We start from the raw sequence: 14,262 nt of genomic DNA, 5'->3' as shown, positions 1-14,262 counted from the left end.
GACTGCCGGCCGCCGGCTCTGAAACCCTGAAGGAGGAATCATCCATGAACGCTGTTGACGTCAATCTCGATGCGGACCTGCAGGCCATGGGCAAACGCCACCTGCTGATGCATTTCACGCACGCCGATGCGTATCGCGACCACGCGCTGACCGTGTTCGACCGCGGCGAAGGCTGCTGGCTCGTCGACCGCAACGGCAAGCGCTACTTCGATGGCCTGGCCGGGCTGTACTGCGTGCAGGTCGGCTACAGCCACGGCGCGGAAATCGGCGACGCGATCCGCGAGCAGATGGTGCGGCTGCCGTTCGCGACCAACTGGGGCTATGGCCACGAACCGGCGATCCGGCTCGCGCACAAGCTCGCGGCGCTCGCGCCGGAAGGGCTGAATCGCGTGTTCTTCACGTCGAGCGGCTCGGAGTCGAACGAATCGGCGATCAAGCTGGTGCGCCAGTATCACCAGTCGCGCGGCGAGCCGCAGCGGCGCAAGTTCATCGCGCGGCGCGTCGCGTATCACGGCACGTCGTTCGGCGCGCTCGCGCTGAACGGGATGACCAACTTCCGCAAGCATTTCGAGCCGCTGATGTCGGGCGTGCGGCACGTGGGCAACACGAAGCGCTACGGCCGCCCGGTGGGCGAGACGGAGGCGCAGTTCACGCGCCATCTGCTCGACGAGATCGAATCGCTGATCGTGCAGGAAGGGCCGGATACCGTCGCCGCGATCGTCGTCGAGCCGCTGCAGAACGCGGGCGGCAGCCTGACGCCGCCGGCCGGCTACGCGGCCGGGCTGCGCGACATCTGCGACCGGCACGGCGTGCTGCTCGTCGCGGACGAGGTGATCTGCGGATTCGGCCGGCTCGGCGAATATTTCGGCTCCGTGCGCTACGGGCTGAAGCCGGACATCATCACGTTCGCGAAAGGCATCGCGTCGGGCTACGTGCCGCTCGGCGGCGTGATCGCGAGCGACACGGTCGTCGACACGGTGCTCGACGGGCCGCAGCAGATGTTCCTGCACGGCGCGACCTACGGCGGCCACCCGGTCGCATGCACGGCCGCGCTCGCGAACCTCGCGATCATGGAGCGCGAAGGCGTGCTCGAAAATGTCCGCAGCAACGAAGCGGTGTTCCGCGAGACGCTCGATGGGCTGCTCGAACTGCCGTGCGTCGGCGACGTGCGCGGCGACGGCTACCACTACTCGCTCGAACTCGTGACCGACAAGGCCGCGCGCCGCTGGGCGGCCGGCATCAGCGCGCAGGCGTTCGTGTCGACGCTGCTCGCGCCCGCGATCTTCGACGCGGGGCTGCTGTGCCGCGCGGGCGTCGATCACGAAGGCACGCCGATCGTGCAGTTCTCGCCGCCGCTCGTGATGTCGCGCGACGAGATCGTGTGGTTCGTCGCGCAGATCCGCGACATCCTCGTCGACACCTATGCGCGGGCGACGCGCTGAACGCGGCGTCCTTCATTTCAGGAGCATTCGATGCGAACGTCACAACAGTCCTATATCGACGGCCAGTGGCTCGATCCGGCCGATGCGAAGCCGATCGACGTGATCGACCCGAGCACGGCGCGGCCGTATGCGCAGCTCAGGATCGGCGGTGCGGCCGACGTCGACCGCGCGGTCGGCGCTGCGAAGCGGGCCTTCGACACGTACTCGCGCTGGCCGGTGGACGAGCGCGTCGCGCTGCTGCGGCGCGTGCTCGAGATCTACCAGCGGCGCTACGAGGAGGTCGCGCAGACGATCAGCCAGGAGATGGGCGCGCCGATCGCCTTTGCGCGTGCGGCGCAGGCCGCGGTCGGCACCGCGCATCTCGAACAGACGATCCGCGCGCTGCAGTCGTTCCGCTTCAGCACGCAGACCGATTCGCTGCTGGTGTCGCACGAGCCGATCGGCGTGTGCGCGCTGATCACGCCGTGGAACTGGCCGATCAACCAGATCGTGTGCAAGGTCGCGCCGGCGCTCGCGGCCGGCTGCACGATGGTGCTCAAGCCGAGCGAGATCGCGCCGTTCAGCGCGATCCTGTTCGCGGAGATCCTGCACGAAGCGGGCGTGCCGCCCGGCGTGTTCAACCTCATGCACGGCTACGGGCATGAAGTGGGCGACGCGCTGTCGCGGCATCCGGAGGTCGACATGGTGTCGTTCACGGGGTCGACGCGCGCGGGCGTCGAGGTCGCGAAGGCGGCCGCCGATACCGTGAAGCGCGTGCACCAGGAGCTCGGCAGCAAGAGCCCGAACCTGATCCTGCCCGACGCGGATATCGAGGAGGCGGTCACGCGCGGCGTGCGCAGCTGTTTCAGCAACAGCGGCCAGTCGTGCAATGCGCCGACGCGCATGCTCGTGCATGCGGACCATCTGGCGCTGGCCGAGCAGGCCGCGCGCCGGGAGGCGGAGCGCACCGTTGTCGGCGATCCGCGTTCGACCGAAACCGGCATCGGGCCGGTGGTCAGCCGCACGCAGTTCGACCGCATCCAGCATTTCATCCGGCTCGGGATCGAAGAAGGCGCGACGCTCGTCGCGGGCGGCCCCGGGCGGCCGGACGGGCTCGGCGACGGCTTCTACGTGCGGCCCACGGTGTTCTCGAACGTCACGCCGGACATGACGATCGCGCGCGAGGAAATCTTCGGGCCGGTGCTCGCGATCATGACCTACCGCACCGAGGACGAGGCCGTCGCGCTCGCGAACGATTCGGTCTACGGGCTCGCGGCCTACGTGCAGTCGACGGATCCCGAGCGGGCGCGCCGGGTGGCGGCGCGGTTGCGGGTCGGCAATGTCCACATCAACTATCCGCCGTGGAATCCGGCCGCGCCGTTCGGCGGCTACAAGCGCTCGGGCAATGGCCGCGAGTATGCGGAGTTCGGTCTCGTCGAGTACCTGGAGACGAAGGGCACGACGGGGTACGCGTAAGCGACACGCACTGACGGCTCTGGTCGCCCCGGGTGACGCGCGAGGCGCCTGTGCCGTTGCGGATGCCGCTCGCGGCGTTCGGCCTTGACGACCCGGGGCGTCGCGGCCGAACACCGCGCGGTCGAGGCATTCAGGCCGCCGCGCAGCCTGCAACGGCGAGCCGATGCCGTGCGTGCCGACCCTCAGTCCTCGTCGGAATCCGTTGCGGCCGTATTGGGTCCCACAACGGAAACGGCGGGCCGCCTGCGGATCTCGGAATCGAGGATCAACCGCCCGCGCAGCTTGCCTTTCATCCGCTTCACATGCTTGGGCGCCTCGGTCATGTGCTCGACCATCAGCGCCCGGACGCGCTCGGCATCGCGCTCGCGCGCGGCCTGCAGGATCGCCTTGTGGATCGCGACGTTCGCTTCGCCGAAGCGCTTGTGCTCGGCGAGCGGCGTGTCGTTCCGGAACTCGATCAGCTGGCGGATCATCTCGTTGATCAACTCGCAGTTGTATCGCAGGAACGGGTTCGGGTTCGCGGCCGCGAGGATGTCGTGGAACGTCGTGTCCTCCTGCCGCTGGCGCAGCATGTGGCCGCGGTCGTGCACGCCCGACGCGCCGTCGCAGCACGCGATGTTCGCCTCCAGCGCCGCGAAGTCGCGCTCGGTCAGGTGCGGCACGGCACCGGCCGCCAGCTCGGGTTCGAGCAGCTTGCGCACGGTGTAGATGTCGTCGATCGTCACGTCCTTGAAAAACAGGTAGTTCTGCAAGAGCTGCAGCGTGCGGTCGAGCGGCACCTCGACGACCATCCCGCCGCCCGACGGCCCCGTCGTGACCTTGATGAGCCCCTGCACCTCGAGTGACTTCAGCGCCTCGCGGATCGTGCTCTTGCTCACCGCATAGAGCTGCTGCAGCTCGGCTTCGCGCGGCAGGCGGTCGCCCGGCTTCAGGTCCTTCTCGGTGATCAGCCGCTTGATCTCCTCGGCGACGAGGTCGGCCCGCTTCGGCTGCTTGATTTCGACCGCGAGGCCCGCCCTGGCTCGGTCCATGACCATCTTCACGACTCCTTTGTCTGACTGCGCGCCGCGTCATCGTCGACGATCCGTTCCGGCGCGAGTACGGAATTTTGCCTGATTGACACCAATTTTGATCAACTCTAGCATCAGGTTCATTCTATTTATCATGATAAATAGGATCAACCGGCGGCGCGCATCCTGCAGGGCGTGGGCACGGTTTGGCAGTCGGTCGCATTGCGTGTGTCCCCCCTTTATGAGGAGCGTCAACTTGAATCGCCGAGAACTGTTGAAACTGGCCGCGCTGTCGGCCGTGCCGGGCGCGCTCGGCAGCTTGTCGTCCCGCGCCGTGTTCGCACAAGGTTCATCCATCCAGCTGGCGTGCCCGGTGCCGATGTCGGGGCCGTTCGCCGCCAACGGCAAGTACGCCGATCTCGGCATGCAGCTCGTCGTCCAGCAATACGGCAAGGTGCTCGGCGCGCCGCTCGCCTACACGGCGCTCGACACCGAGGGCAAGCCCGCGACCGCCGTGCGGCGCGTGCAGGAGATCGCCCAGCAGAAAGGCGTGCGCTTCTTCGCGGGCGGCATCCTGTCGTCCGAATCGCTTGCGATGGGCAAGGAAGTCCAGAAGGCGGGCGGCGTGTTCATCACGACGGCCGGTGCGGACGAGATCACCGGCAAGGATTGCAACGCCGCGACGTTCCGCTGGTCGGTGCCGACCTTCGGCGCGATCGAGCAGACGGTGCGCCCGTTGACGCAGATGCTGCCGAAGGCGAAGCGCTGGTACACGATCACGCCGCAATACGTGTTCGGCGACGGCCTGCTGTCGGCCGCGAAGGCGATCTTCAAGGAGAAGGGCATCGAGCATGTCGGCAACAGCTACCACTCGCTCGCCGAGAAGGAGTTCAGCGGCTACCTGACGAACGCGGCGGCCGCGCAGCCTGACGTGCTGCTGATCCTGAACTTCGGCTCGCAATCGTCGGACACGCTGCGCCAGGCCGTGAGCTTCGGGATGAAGCGCAACTGCACGATCCTGCTTGCGTGGGCCTCGGGCCTCGAGCAGTTCGAGGCGCTCGGGCCCGACATCTGCGACGGCGTGTATTTCGGTGCGCAGTACTGGCACGGCATCGATTCGCCGCTGAATCGCGATCTGGTGAAGCGCACGAACGCCGCGTTCAAGGCGAACCCGAACTACAGCCTCGCGGGTTCGTACATCTGCTCGAAGATCCTGGTCGACGCGATGGTGAAGGCCGGCAGCGCCGATCCGAAGAAGGTCGTCGCGGCGATGGAAGGCATGAAGTACGACGGCCTCACGGGCCCGGAGGAAATCCGCAAGGGCGACCACCAGGTGCTGAAGAACTACTACCTGCTGAAGGGCAAGCCGAAGAGTCGCATGAAACATGCGGACGACTACGCGGACATCGTCAGCTCGGGCCAGTCGTTCCTGCCGCTCGACAAGACGAGCTGCAAGCTCGCGTGACGCAATGCGTGCGTCCGCGGCCGTCGTGCGCCGCGGACATCCGTTACCTTCCTTTCTGACACGGAAGCCATGAACGTCTATCTGCTGCAGATCGTCAATGGCATCGGCGTGGGCATGCTGTATTTCCTGCTCGCCGTCGGCCTTTCGATCGTGTTCGGCCTGCTGCGCTTCGTGAACTTCGCTCACGGCGCGTTCTACCTGCTCGGTGCGTATCTCTGCTACCAGGCGCTGCAATGGTCGGCGAATTTCTGGGTTGCGCTCGCGGTCGTGCCGCTCGTCGTCGGCGCGTTCGCGTGGGGCGTCGAAAAGCTCGTGCTCCGTCATGTCTACGCGCAGCAGCACGAATTCCACATCCTCGCGACCGTCGGGCTTGCGCTCGTGCTGCAGGAGTGCGCGATCCTCGCATGGGGCCCGCTCGGCGACAACGTGCCACCGCCCGACGCGCTGAACGGCGTCGTGATCTGGGGCGGTTTCGTCTACCCGAAATACCGGTTGTTCGTGATCGGCTTCACGGCCGTGCTCGCGGCGCTGCTGTGGTGGGTGCTCGAAGGCACACGGCTCGGCAGCACGGTGCGCGCGGGCAGCGAATCGTCGGAGATGGTGTCGCTGCTGGGCATCAACGTGACGCGGGTATTCAGCCTCGTGTTCGCGCTCGGGGCGGCGACGGCCGCGCTCGCCGGCGTGCTCGCCGCACCGATCCGGGGTGTCGATCCGTTCATGGGCATCGAGGCGCTCGGCGTGGCGTTCGTCGTGGTCGTCGTCGGCGGGATGGGGAATTTCCTCGGGGCGCTCGTCGGCGGGCTGCTGGTCGGCATCGTGCAGAGCCTGATGAGCACGCTGTGGCCGGAAGGGGCACGGCTGATGATCTATGTCGCGATGGCGGCCGTGCTGCTGCTGCGTCCGAACGGTTTGCTGGGGAGGGCCGCATGATTCAATCGTCCAAATCGCTGCCGCCCGGCGCGGCGGCCTCGCGGCGGGCGCAGTCCTGGCGCGCCGTATTGCAACGGCCGGAAGGCTGGCTGGCCGTGGCCGTCGCATGCCTCTTGCCGATCGTGCTGAGCTCGGGTTCGCTCGCCACCGAAGTGCTCGTGTTCGCGCTCGCCGCGCTCGGCTGCAATCTGCTCCTCGGCTATACGGGGCTCCTGTCGTTCGGGCAGGGGATCTTCTTCGGGCTCGGGAGCTATGCGGCGGGCCTCGTGCTCACGCATGGCGGCGCGTCGGTGAGCGTCGCGCTGCTCGCGGCCACCGGGCTCGGCGCGGTGGCGGCCGCGCTCGTCGGCTGGTTCTCGATCCGGCAGCGCGGCACCTATTTCGTGATGCTGACGCTTGCGTTCGGGCAACTGTTCTACTTCCTCGCTTATACGACGCCGGATGTCACGGGCGGCGACAACGGGCTGCTCGATATCCCGCGCCCCGCGTTGTCCGCTTTCGGGCATCCGCTCATCGTGCTCGATTCGCCGTGGCGCTATTACGGCTTCGTCGCGGTGCTGTTCGTCGCGGTGTTCTGGCTGCTGCTGCGCGTGTCGCGTTCGGTGTTCGGCCGCACGCTGCTCGCGATCCGCGACAACGAGGCGCGCGCGGCGGCGGCGGGCTACGACGTGAAACGCTTCAAGCTCGCGGCGTTCGTGATCTCGGGGGCGGTGACGGGGCTCGCGGGCGCGCTGCATGCACTGATGACCGGCATCGCGCCGCTGTCGAACATCGACTATCACACGAGCGAGATGATCCTCGTGATGACGGTGATCGGCGGCACGGGCAACCTGTTCGCGTCGGTGCTCGGCGCCGCGTTCTACGTGCTGTTCGCGGACTGGCTGTCGACGCTCTGGCCGCGCTGGCTGCTGCTGCTCGGCCTCGTGCTGATCGCGGTCAGCCTGTTCATGCAGCGCGGATTGTGGGGGCTCGGCGAACGCGTCATCGCATCGCTGCGGCGCACCGAAAGCACGGCGGCTACGACCAGGGAGCAGGCATGAGCGAAGCGATTCTCGAGGCGCGCGGTGTCGTCAAGCGCTACGGCAAATTCACGGCGCTCGGCGGCGTCGATCTGCGGATCATGCCGCGCACCGTGCATTCGGTGATCGGCCCGAACGGCGCGGGCAAGACGACGCTGTTCCATACGCTGACGGGCACGCTGCCGATCACCTCCGGCTCGATCGTGTTCGATGGCCACGACGTCACGCGCGAACCCGATTTCCGGCGCGTACGGCGCGGCATCGCGCGCTCGTTCCAGGTGACGAGCCTGTTCCCGAACCTGAGCGTGCGCGAGAACCTGCGCGTTGCCGCGCAGGGCGTCGACGCGCGCCGCGCGCTGAACCCGTGGACGCCGCCGCGCGGCCCGCTTGCGCACGACGGCATCGTCGACGACGTGCTCGAGCGGCTCGGCCTGCAGCGCTTTGCAGACACGGTGACCACCGCGCTGTCGCACGGCCAGCAGCGCCGGCTCGAGGTCGGGATGGCGTTGGCGGCGCGGCCGCGCGCGATTTTTCTCGACGAACCGACCTCCGGCATGGGGATCGACGATCTCGACGACATGAAGGAGCTGATCCGCGGATTGCGCAGCGACTACACGGTCGTGCTGATCGAGCACAACATGGGGATCGTGATGGACATCTCCGACACGATCACGGTGATGCAGCAGGGCCGCGTGCTGGTCGAAGGCAAGCCCGACGCGATTCGCGGCGACGAGCGTGTCCGTACCGCCTATCTCGGCAACATGATCACGGGAGGCCGCGCATGATGCTCGACATCACGGAGGTCCATGCCCATTACGGCAAGAGCCATGTGCTGCAGGGCGTCTCCCTGAACGTGAATGAAGGCGAGACGGTGACGCTGCTCGGCCGCAACGGCGCGGGCAAGTCGACGACGCTGAAGACGATCGCGGGCGCGGTCGCACCGACCAGCGGCTCGGTGAAGTTCCTGGGCCGCGAGGTCGCCGGGCAGCCTGTGCACCGGATCGCCGCGCGCGGCCTGTGCTTCGTGCCCGAGCATCGCGGGATTTTCCGGCTGCTGTCGGTCGAGGAGAACCTGCGGCTCGGCGCACGCCGCGATTCGCCGTGGCAGCTCGACGACATCTACCGGATCTTTCCGCGCCTGAAGGAACGCCGCCGCAACGGCGGCGCGCAGTTGTCGGGCGGCGAGCAGCAGATGCTCGCGATCGGCCGCGCGCTGATGAACCACCCTCGGCTGCTGATGCTCGACGAGCCGGTAGAAGGGCTGGCGCCGGTGATCGTCGAGGAGATCGTCGAGCAGCTGAAGCGGATCAAGGCGGCTGGCGTCGCGATCCTGCTCGTCGAACAGAACCTCGAAGTGTGCACGCAGCTCGCGGATCGCCACTTCGTGATCGAGCAGGGCGTGATCGTCTACGAAGGCAGCAACGCGGCGTTCATGGCCGATCACGAGATCAAGGACCGTTATCTGGGCGTCGGCGTCGCGTAAGCGCCGCACCCTTTCATTGCGAGGAATTCCATCGATGCAAGTTCTGGATTCGACATCGGGCGTCGCGGCGTCCGGCTTGCGCGTCGACGGCGCACGGCTGTGGGACAGCCTGATGCGTCTCGCGCGGATCGGCGCGACCGACAAAGGGGGCGTGTGCCGCCTCGCGCTCACCGAACTCGATCGCGAGGCGCGCGACCTGTTCACCGCGTGGGCGAAGGAAATCGGCTGCACGGTGCGGGTCGACGCGATCGGCAACATCTTCGCGCGGCGGGCGGGCGAACGCGACGACCTGCCGCCCGTGACGACGGGCAGCCATATCGACACGCAGCCGACCGGCGGCAAGTTCGACGGCAACTACGGCGTGCTCGCGGGCCTCGAAGTGCTGCGTACGCTCGACAACGCGGGCGTGCGCACGCGGGCGCCGCTGGAGGTCGCGGTCTGGACCAACGAGGAAGGCTCGCGTTTCGTGCCCGTGATGATGGGCTCCGGCGTGTTCGCGGGCGCGTTCACGCTCGATCATGCGCTCGCGCAGCGTGACCGCGACGGCATATCGGTGCGCGACGCGCTGGCCGCGATCGGCTATGCGGGCGACGCATGCGATGCGCATCCGGTCGGCGCGTATTTCGAAGCGCATATCGAGCAGGGGCCGGTGCTGGAGGCGCATGACACGACGATCGGTGTGGTCGAGGGGGCGCTCGGGCAACGCTGGTATGACGTGACCGTACACGGGATGGAGGCGCATGCGGGCCCGACGCCGATGGCGCTGCGGCGCGACGCGCTGCTGGTCGCGGCCGATCTGGTGCGCGCGGTCAATGGCATCGCTTGCGCGCATCCGCCACACGGACGCGGGACGGTGGGCTGGGTCGACGTCCACCCGAATTCGCGCAACGTGATTCCGGGACGCGTGACGCTGACCGTCGACCTGCGCGCGGCAGACGATGCAACGCTCTCTGCGATGGATGCGGCACTCCGCGCGGCGTGTACCGACCTGGGTACATCGGCCGGCATGCGGATCGATGTCGAGCAGGTCGTGTATTTTCCGCCGCAGCCCTTCGACGCGACGCTGGTCGAGCAGGTTCGCGCGGGCGCGGGTGCGCTGGGGTTGTCGTCGATGAACGTGATCAGCGGTGCGGGCCACGACGCCGTGTATCTTGCGCGCGTGGTGCCGACCGCGATGATCTTCGTGCCGTGCAAGGACGGGATCAGCCACAACGAGATCGAGGATGCCGATCCTGCGCATCTGGAAGCCGGCTGCAATGTGCTGCTGCAGGCGATGCTGGGCGCGGCCGGGATCGCGGAGGGCCGTGCGCGATGAAGATCCTGATCGCCCGGATGAATCACGAGACCAACACGTTCTCGCCGGTGCCGACGCCGCTCGCCGCGTTCGGCCGCAACGGCCCCGACTGGGGCGACGACGCGTATCGCGCGAATCGTGGAATGCGCACCGCGATGGCCGCGTTTCTCGACGCGGCCGAGCGTGAGGGCGCCGAGATCGTGACGCCCGTATCGGCGGCCGCGAACCCGAGCGGACCGGTCGCGGCCGACGCGTACACGGCGATCTGCGACGCGATCGTTGCGGCCGCACCGGGCTGCGACGCGGTGATGCTCGACCTGCATGGCGCGATGGTCGCCGAGCAGAGCGCGGACGGCGAGGGCGACCTGCTCGCGCGCGTGCGCGCAGCGCTGCCCGATGCGCCGATCGCGGTCGCGCTCGACCTGCACGCGAACGTCACGCAGAAGATGATCGATCATGCGGACGTGATCGTCAGCTTCAAGACCTACCCGCACGTCGACATGGTCGAGACCGGCGAGCATGCGGCGCGCGTGCTGTTCGACCGGCTCCACGGCCGTGCGCGGCCGGTGCTCGCGTGGCGGCAGCCGCCGCTGATGACGTCGACGTTGCTCAGCGCGAGCGCGGAAGGCGCGATGCGGCGCGCGGTGGAGGCCGCGCGTGCGGCCGAGGCCGACGGGATGCTCGCGGTATCGGTGCTGCCCGGCTTCTCGCTCGCGGACATCCCCGCGCCGTGCATCAGCGTCGTCGTGGTGGCCGATGGCGACCGGGACGCGGCCGATGCCGTGGCCGAGCGCATCGCGCGGCAGATCTGGGACGCGCGCGACGACTTCGTGTATCGGAGTGCGCCGCTCGCCGAATCGGTTGCGCAGGCCGCGGCGCTCGCGCACGGTGCGGATCGCCCGGTGCTGATGCTCGATCACGGCGACAACTGCATGTCGGGCGGCCCGTGCGACACGATGGACCTGCTCGAAGCCGCGCTCGCGGACGGGCTCGACGGCATCGTCAGCGGGCCGCTGTGCGACCCGCAAGCCGTCGCGGCGCTGATCGACGCGGGTGTCGGCGCGACCGTCACGGTGCCGGTCGGCAACCGCCTGCCGTCGCACGGCGGCGTGCGGCGCGAGCCGCTTCGCGCGACGGGCATCGTGCGCGCGCTCACCGACGGCGAATACGTGATCACGGGGCCGACCTACACGGGCCAGCGCGCGTACATGGGCCGCACGGCCGTGCTCGATATCGGCGCGGCCACGCTGGTCATCACCGAGCGCACGCAGGAGCCGTGGGATCTCGGCGTGTTCGAGAGCGTCGGCGTCGATCCGCGCCGCGCGCGCTTCCTGCTGCTGAAATCGCGGATGTATTGCCGGCCGGTGTTCGTACCGATCGCGGCTGCGCTGGTCGAGTGCGACAGCCGTGGCGTGACGGGCTCGGACTACGGGCTGTTCCGCTACGAGCGGCTGGCGCGGCCGGTGTATCCGCTCGACGACGTCGGCGAGTGGCCGGCTGGCGCGCGACGGACGGATTGACGGAAACAAACCGGGCGCGAGACGCCGGATTGGCCGGCTTTCGGGCATCATGCGATGGCATCGACCCGTCGAGCAGCAGGGTCGAGCCATCTATTGCGTCCGCAACCGACCCGGAGAACCGACCGCCATGCCTTCGAATCCCTTTCGCCCCCGCAGCGCGCGCCTGCTCGCCGCGCTGACCCTCGCCACGACGGCCGTTGCCGCGCACGCCGCCGACTGGATCGTGTCCGGCAACGACGGCAAGTACCAGCGCGTCGAGGGCCGCGACACCTATCTGGCCTCGCCGCCCGCCGACACGCTGACGCTGCTCGACGCCAGCACGTTCCCGCCGAAGGTCGCGCTGCAGGTCGACGTCGAGAATGGCATCCAGGGGCCGCCGCAGGCCGTCGCGATCACGCCCGACGCGAAGCTCGCGCTCGTCGGTGCACCGACGCGCTACGACACGGCCGCGAAGCAGCTCATGTACGACACGTTCCTGCAGGTCGTGAATCTCGACACCGCGCCGCCCGCGGTCACGCGCATCGAGCTGGGCGCGCATCCGCAAGGCATTGCGATCGACCGCTCGGGCAAGCTTGCGCTCGTCGCGAACGTCGACGGCAGCGTGTCGATCCTGCGCATCGACGGCACGCACGTGACGCTCGACGGCAGCCTGAAGATCGGCAAGAAGCGGCTGGCCGGGATCAGCTTCACCCACGACGGCAAGCATGCGCTCGTGTCGCTGCGCGACGAGCAGGGCGTCGCGGTGCTGAACATCGACGACGGCAAGGTGACCGACAGCGGGTCGCGCCTGAGCGCCGGCGTCGCGCCTTATACGATCGACGTGTCGAGCGACAACCGCTGGGCCGTCGTCAGCAACGTCGGGCTCGCGGGGCTGCCGGGGTATACGGGCACCCTGGCGGGCGACGCCGATTCGATCGCGCTGATCGACGTGTCGCGCGAGCCGTTCCGCACGGTCCAGTACCTGACGGTGCCGTCGCTGCCGGAAGGCGTTGCGATCTCGCCGAACGGCAAGTGGATCGCGGTGCAGGCGATGGACGGCTCGAACCTGACGCCCGACAATCCGGGCCGCCACAAGATCGGCAAGGTGCTGCTGTTCGAGATCCGCAACGGGCAGGCCGTGAAGGTGAGCGAGTTGCCGGGCGGCGAAGCCGCGCAGGGCATCGTGTTCACCGCCGACAGCCGGCACGTGATCGTGCAGTTCAACGTCGAACGGCAACTGGCGCTCTATGCGGTGGAAGGCGGCAAGCTGCGCGATACGGGCAAGCGGATCGCGCTGACGGGCGGCCCGTCTTCATTGCGGACCTTGCCGCGCTGACGCGCACGATCTGCGTTCGTTCAGTTCACGCAGATGACGGGCGGCGGTTCAGTCACCGCGCTGCGCATGCGCCAGGCCGGCGCGCGATGAATGCAACCGGGCACGCGCAGGGTTTCGCCCTGCGCGTCGCGTTCGTCGCATGCAGGATGGCCGGGGCAGCCGTTACGGATTGAGAAATCTGCCGAGCCAGCGCGGTGTCGCCGTGCGATCGAAGATGACGTGCAGCGACGGACTGAACGCGCCATATTCGAGCCCGTGGCGTTGGGCAAGCAGCGTCAGGGACTGGGGCGTGTAAAACGAGATGTGCCCGTTGCGCGGGATGCAATAACACCACTGATCGAGGCCGCGATCGATGATGTCCTGGGTGATCAGCGATGTCTGGAACAGCAGCGCGCCATCGGGCTTCCGATAACGCATGATCTGGTCGAAGAGGTCGAACGGCGCCGGATGATGCTCGAACACTTCGAACGACAGGATCGTATCGAACGTGCCTTCAGGGGGCACCGGATGCGAGAACGGGTCGTACGACGTCACGTCCGTGAAGCCGCGCGACGCCAGTTTTCGTTCCAGCAAGCCCAGCCCCGAGCCGAAATCGAGAATCCGGCCTTCCCGCATTTCCGGAAAACTGCTGCAGATCAGCTCGGCCTGCTGTTGCGGACGGATCTCGAGATACTCGGGGTCGTGGCGCGCATAGTCGGCGTTGTACACATGCTCCGAGAAATCGTCGTGCGTCCAACTGTCGAACGCGGGCGCCCACGTGAAGCCGCATTGCTCGCACGCGTGGTAGTAGATCGGGATTCCCGCATACGGGTCGACTTTTTTCCCGGTCATGAAGTCGGCGCCGCTGCGCGAGAAATCGACCAGGCCGCAGATGGGCGCGCGGGCCGAACACACCTTGCAGGCCATGGCCGACGGGTGGCGATTCAGGTGCTGATTCAACTCCCCTTCTCCTGTTCGCCGGCGAGGCGTGCGCGTGACGGATGGTGCGGGAGAGGCTATCACAGTCGCGTCAGCCGTCGCGACCGTGCGCGCCTACGGGCGCAGCAGGTCGAACCCGCCAAATACGACGACCCCGCTCAACGCGATCATCGCGACGGAGTGCTGGCCGAAGTAGAGAATCGCGGCGGCAAGCCACGTCGTGATGCAGAAGGCGCCGATGCGGGCCATCGTGTGTTCCTCGGATGCGTGATGAAGTGAGCGCGCGCCGCACGGCGTTCGCCGCTCGAATCGGCGAGCGGGGCACGCAGGCGGACGGAAAAGGCGACTCGTGCTGCCGCAGCCGCGGCGTCGACACGCGTGGCGTGCCGCGCCCGGCAGGGCGGGAGTCGA

The 14,262-nt window shown here is 68.0% G+C and carries 13 protein-coding genes; 10 read left to right on the top strand and 3 right to left on the bottom strand.

The window, feature by feature from the left end; all coding sequences use genetic code 11:
* Nucleotides 1-44 precede the first annotated feature (44 nt).
* Together G3N61_RS01805 and G3N61_RS01800 are read left to right on the top strand one after the other, a co-directional pair.
* The gene (locus G3N61_RS01805; RefSeq protein ID WP_205821231.1) at nucleotides 45-1,442 is read left to right on the top strand and encodes an aspartate aminotransferase family protein; all 1,398 of its coding nucleotides are present in this window, start codon (nucleotides 45-47) and stop codon (nucleotides 1,440-1,442) included.
* 30 nt (nucleotides 1,443-1,472) lie between these two features.
* On the top strand, nucleotides 1,473-2,897 hold the full coding sequence (locus G3N61_RS01800; RefSeq protein WP_205821229.1) for an aldehyde dehydrogenase family protein: 1,425 nt from the start codon (nucleotides 1,473-1,475) through the stop codon (nucleotides 2,895-2,897).
* Nucleotides 2,898-3,079: 182 nt separating this feature from the next.
* Here G3N61_RS01800 and G3N61_RS01795 read toward each other — a convergent pair whose 3' ends face one another.
* On the bottom strand, nucleotides 3,080-3,934 hold the full coding sequence (locus G3N61_RS01795; RefSeq protein WP_089454516.1) for an FCD domain-containing protein: 855 nt from the start codon (nucleotides 3,932-3,934) through the stop codon (nucleotides 3,080-3,082).
* 229 nt (nucleotides 3,935-4,163) lie between these two features.
* Between G3N61_RS01795 and G3N61_RS01790 the strand changes: the two genes are divergently transcribed.
* The 8 genes from G3N61_RS01790 (at nucleotide 4,164) to G3N61_RS01755 (ending at nucleotide 12,933) form a co-directional block, all read left to right on the top strand.
* Nucleotides 4,164-5,372 carry an ABC transporter substrate-binding protein gene (locus G3N61_RS01790; RefSeq protein ID WP_205821226.1) on the top strand — a complete coding sequence of 403 codons (1,209 nt, stop codon included), beginning with the start codon at nucleotides 4,164-4,166 and terminating at the stop codon, nucleotides 5,370-5,372.
* Between the two features lie 69 nt (nucleotides 5,373-5,441).
* A complete protein-coding gene (locus G3N61_RS01785; protein WP_089454514.1) occupies nucleotides 5,442-6,302 on the top strand; it encodes a branched-chain amino acid ABC transporter permease in 861 nt (286 codons plus the stop codon).
* Nucleotides 6,299-7,342: a branched-chain amino acid ABC transporter permease gene (locus G3N61_RS01780; protein WP_205821224.1), complete on the top strand. Its 1,044-nt coding sequence runs from the start codon at nucleotides 6,299-6,301 to the stop codon at nucleotides 7,340-7,342. Before G3N61_RS01785 ends, G3N61_RS01780 begins: the two co-directional genes overlap by 4 nt.
* Nucleotides 7,339-8,106: an ABC transporter ATP-binding protein gene (locus G3N61_RS01775; RefSeq protein ID WP_205821222.1), complete on the top strand. Its 768-nt coding sequence runs from the start codon at nucleotides 7,339-7,341 to the stop codon at nucleotides 8,104-8,106. The genes G3N61_RS01780 and G3N61_RS01775 overlap by 4 nt, the downstream gene beginning before the upstream one ends.
* Nucleotides 8,103-8,804, top strand: coding sequence for an ABC transporter ATP-binding protein (locus G3N61_RS01770; protein ID WP_089454511.1), 702 nt, complete (start codon nucleotides 8,103-8,105; stop codon nucleotides 8,802-8,804). Before G3N61_RS01775 ends, G3N61_RS01770 begins: the two co-directional genes overlap by 4 nt.
* 34 nt (nucleotides 8,805-8,838) lie before the next feature.
* A complete protein-coding gene (locus G3N61_RS01765) occupies nucleotides 8,839-10,119 on the top strand; it encodes a Zn-dependent hydrolase (RefSeq protein WP_205821221.1) in 1,281 nt (426 codons plus the stop codon).
* Nucleotides 10,116-11,618 carry a M81 family metallopeptidase gene (locus G3N61_RS01760; RefSeq protein WP_205821220.1) on the top strand — a complete coding sequence of 501 codons (1,503 nt, stop codon included), beginning with the start codon at nucleotides 10,116-10,118 and terminating at the stop codon, nucleotides 11,616-11,618. The genes G3N61_RS01765 and G3N61_RS01760 overlap by 4 nt, the downstream gene beginning before the upstream one ends.
* 127 nt (nucleotides 11,619-11,745) lie before the next feature.
* Nucleotides 11,746-12,933 (top strand): YncE family protein, encoded by a 1,188-nt coding sequence (locus tag G3N61_RS01755; protein WP_043184073.1) that lies wholly within the window; start codon nucleotides 11,746-11,748, stop codon nucleotides 12,931-12,933.
* A 162-nt stretch (nucleotides 12,934-13,095) separates the two neighbouring features.
* Here the strand turns inward: G3N61_RS01755 and G3N61_RS01750 are convergent, their stop codons facing one another.
* Nucleotides 13,096-13,872 carry a class I SAM-dependent methyltransferase gene (locus G3N61_RS01750; RefSeq protein ID WP_241017512.1) on the bottom strand — a complete coding sequence of 259 codons (777 nt, stop codon included), beginning with the start codon at nucleotides 13,870-13,872 and terminating at the stop codon, nucleotides 13,096-13,098.
* A gap of 93 nt (nucleotides 13,873-13,965) precedes the next feature.
* Nucleotides 13,966-14,100 carry a hypothetical protein gene (locus G3N61_RS40030; protein WP_006405345.1) on the bottom strand — a complete coding sequence of 45 codons (135 nt, stop codon included), beginning with the start codon at nucleotides 14,098-14,100 and terminating at the stop codon, nucleotides 13,966-13,968.
* Nucleotides 14,101-14,262 lie beyond the last annotated feature (162 nt).

Source organism: Burkholderia sp. Ac-20349, from assembly GCF_017104865.1.
Classification (GTDB): Bacteria; Pseudomonadota; Gammaproteobacteria; order Burkholderiales; family Burkholderiaceae; genus Burkholderia; species Burkholderia aenigmatica.
The sequence above is the reverse complement of the archived record's forward strand: the minus strand, read 5'-3'. Positions and strand labels throughout refer to the sequence as shown.

What these genes read in the sequence shown, in the direction of transcription:
- G3N61_RS01805 (WP_205821231.1), top strand. Translation starts at nt 45, where the DNA reads ATGAACGCTGTTGACGTCAATCTCGATGCGGACCTGCAGGCCATGGGC.
- G3N61_RS01760 (WP_205821220.1), top strand. Translation starts at nt 10,116, where the DNA reads ATGAAGATCCTGATCGCCCGGATGAATCACGAGACCAACACGTTCTCG.
- G3N61_RS01755 (WP_043184073.1), top strand. Translation starts at nt 11,746, where the DNA reads ATGCCTTCGAATCCCTTTCGCCCCCGCAGCGCGCGCCTGCTCGCCGCG.
- G3N61_RS40030 (WP_006405345.1), bottom strand. Translation starts at nt 14,100, where the DNA reads ATGGCCCGCATCGGCGCCTTCTGCATCACGACGTGGCTTGCCGCCGCG.
- G3N61_RS01785 (WP_089454514.1), top strand. Translation starts at nt 5,442, where the DNA reads ATGAACGTCTATCTGCTGCAGATCGTCAATGGCATCGGCGTGGGCATG.
- G3N61_RS01780 (WP_205821224.1), top strand. Translation starts at nt 6,299, where the DNA reads ATGATTCAATCGTCCAAATCGCTGCCGCCCGGCGCGGCGGCCTCGCGG.
- G3N61_RS01765 (WP_205821221.1), top strand. Translation starts at nt 8,839, where the DNA reads ATGCAAGTTCTGGATTCGACATCGGGCGTCGCGGCGTCCGGCTTGCGC.
- G3N61_RS01795 (WP_089454516.1), bottom strand. Translation starts at nt 3,934, where the DNA reads ATGGTCATGGACCGAGCCAGGGCGGGCCTCGCGGTCGAAATCAAGCAG.
- G3N61_RS01800 (WP_205821229.1), top strand. Translation starts at nt 1,473, where the DNA reads ATGCGAACGTCACAACAGTCCTATATCGACGGCCAGTGGCTCGATCCG.
- G3N61_RS01775 (WP_205821222.1), top strand. Translation starts at nt 7,339, where the DNA reads ATGAGCGAAGCGATTCTCGAGGCGCGCGGTGTCGTCAAGCGCTACGGC.
- G3N61_RS01770 (WP_089454511.1), top strand. Translation starts at nt 8,103, where the DNA reads ATGATGCTCGACATCACGGAGGTCCATGCCCATTACGGCAAGAGCCAT.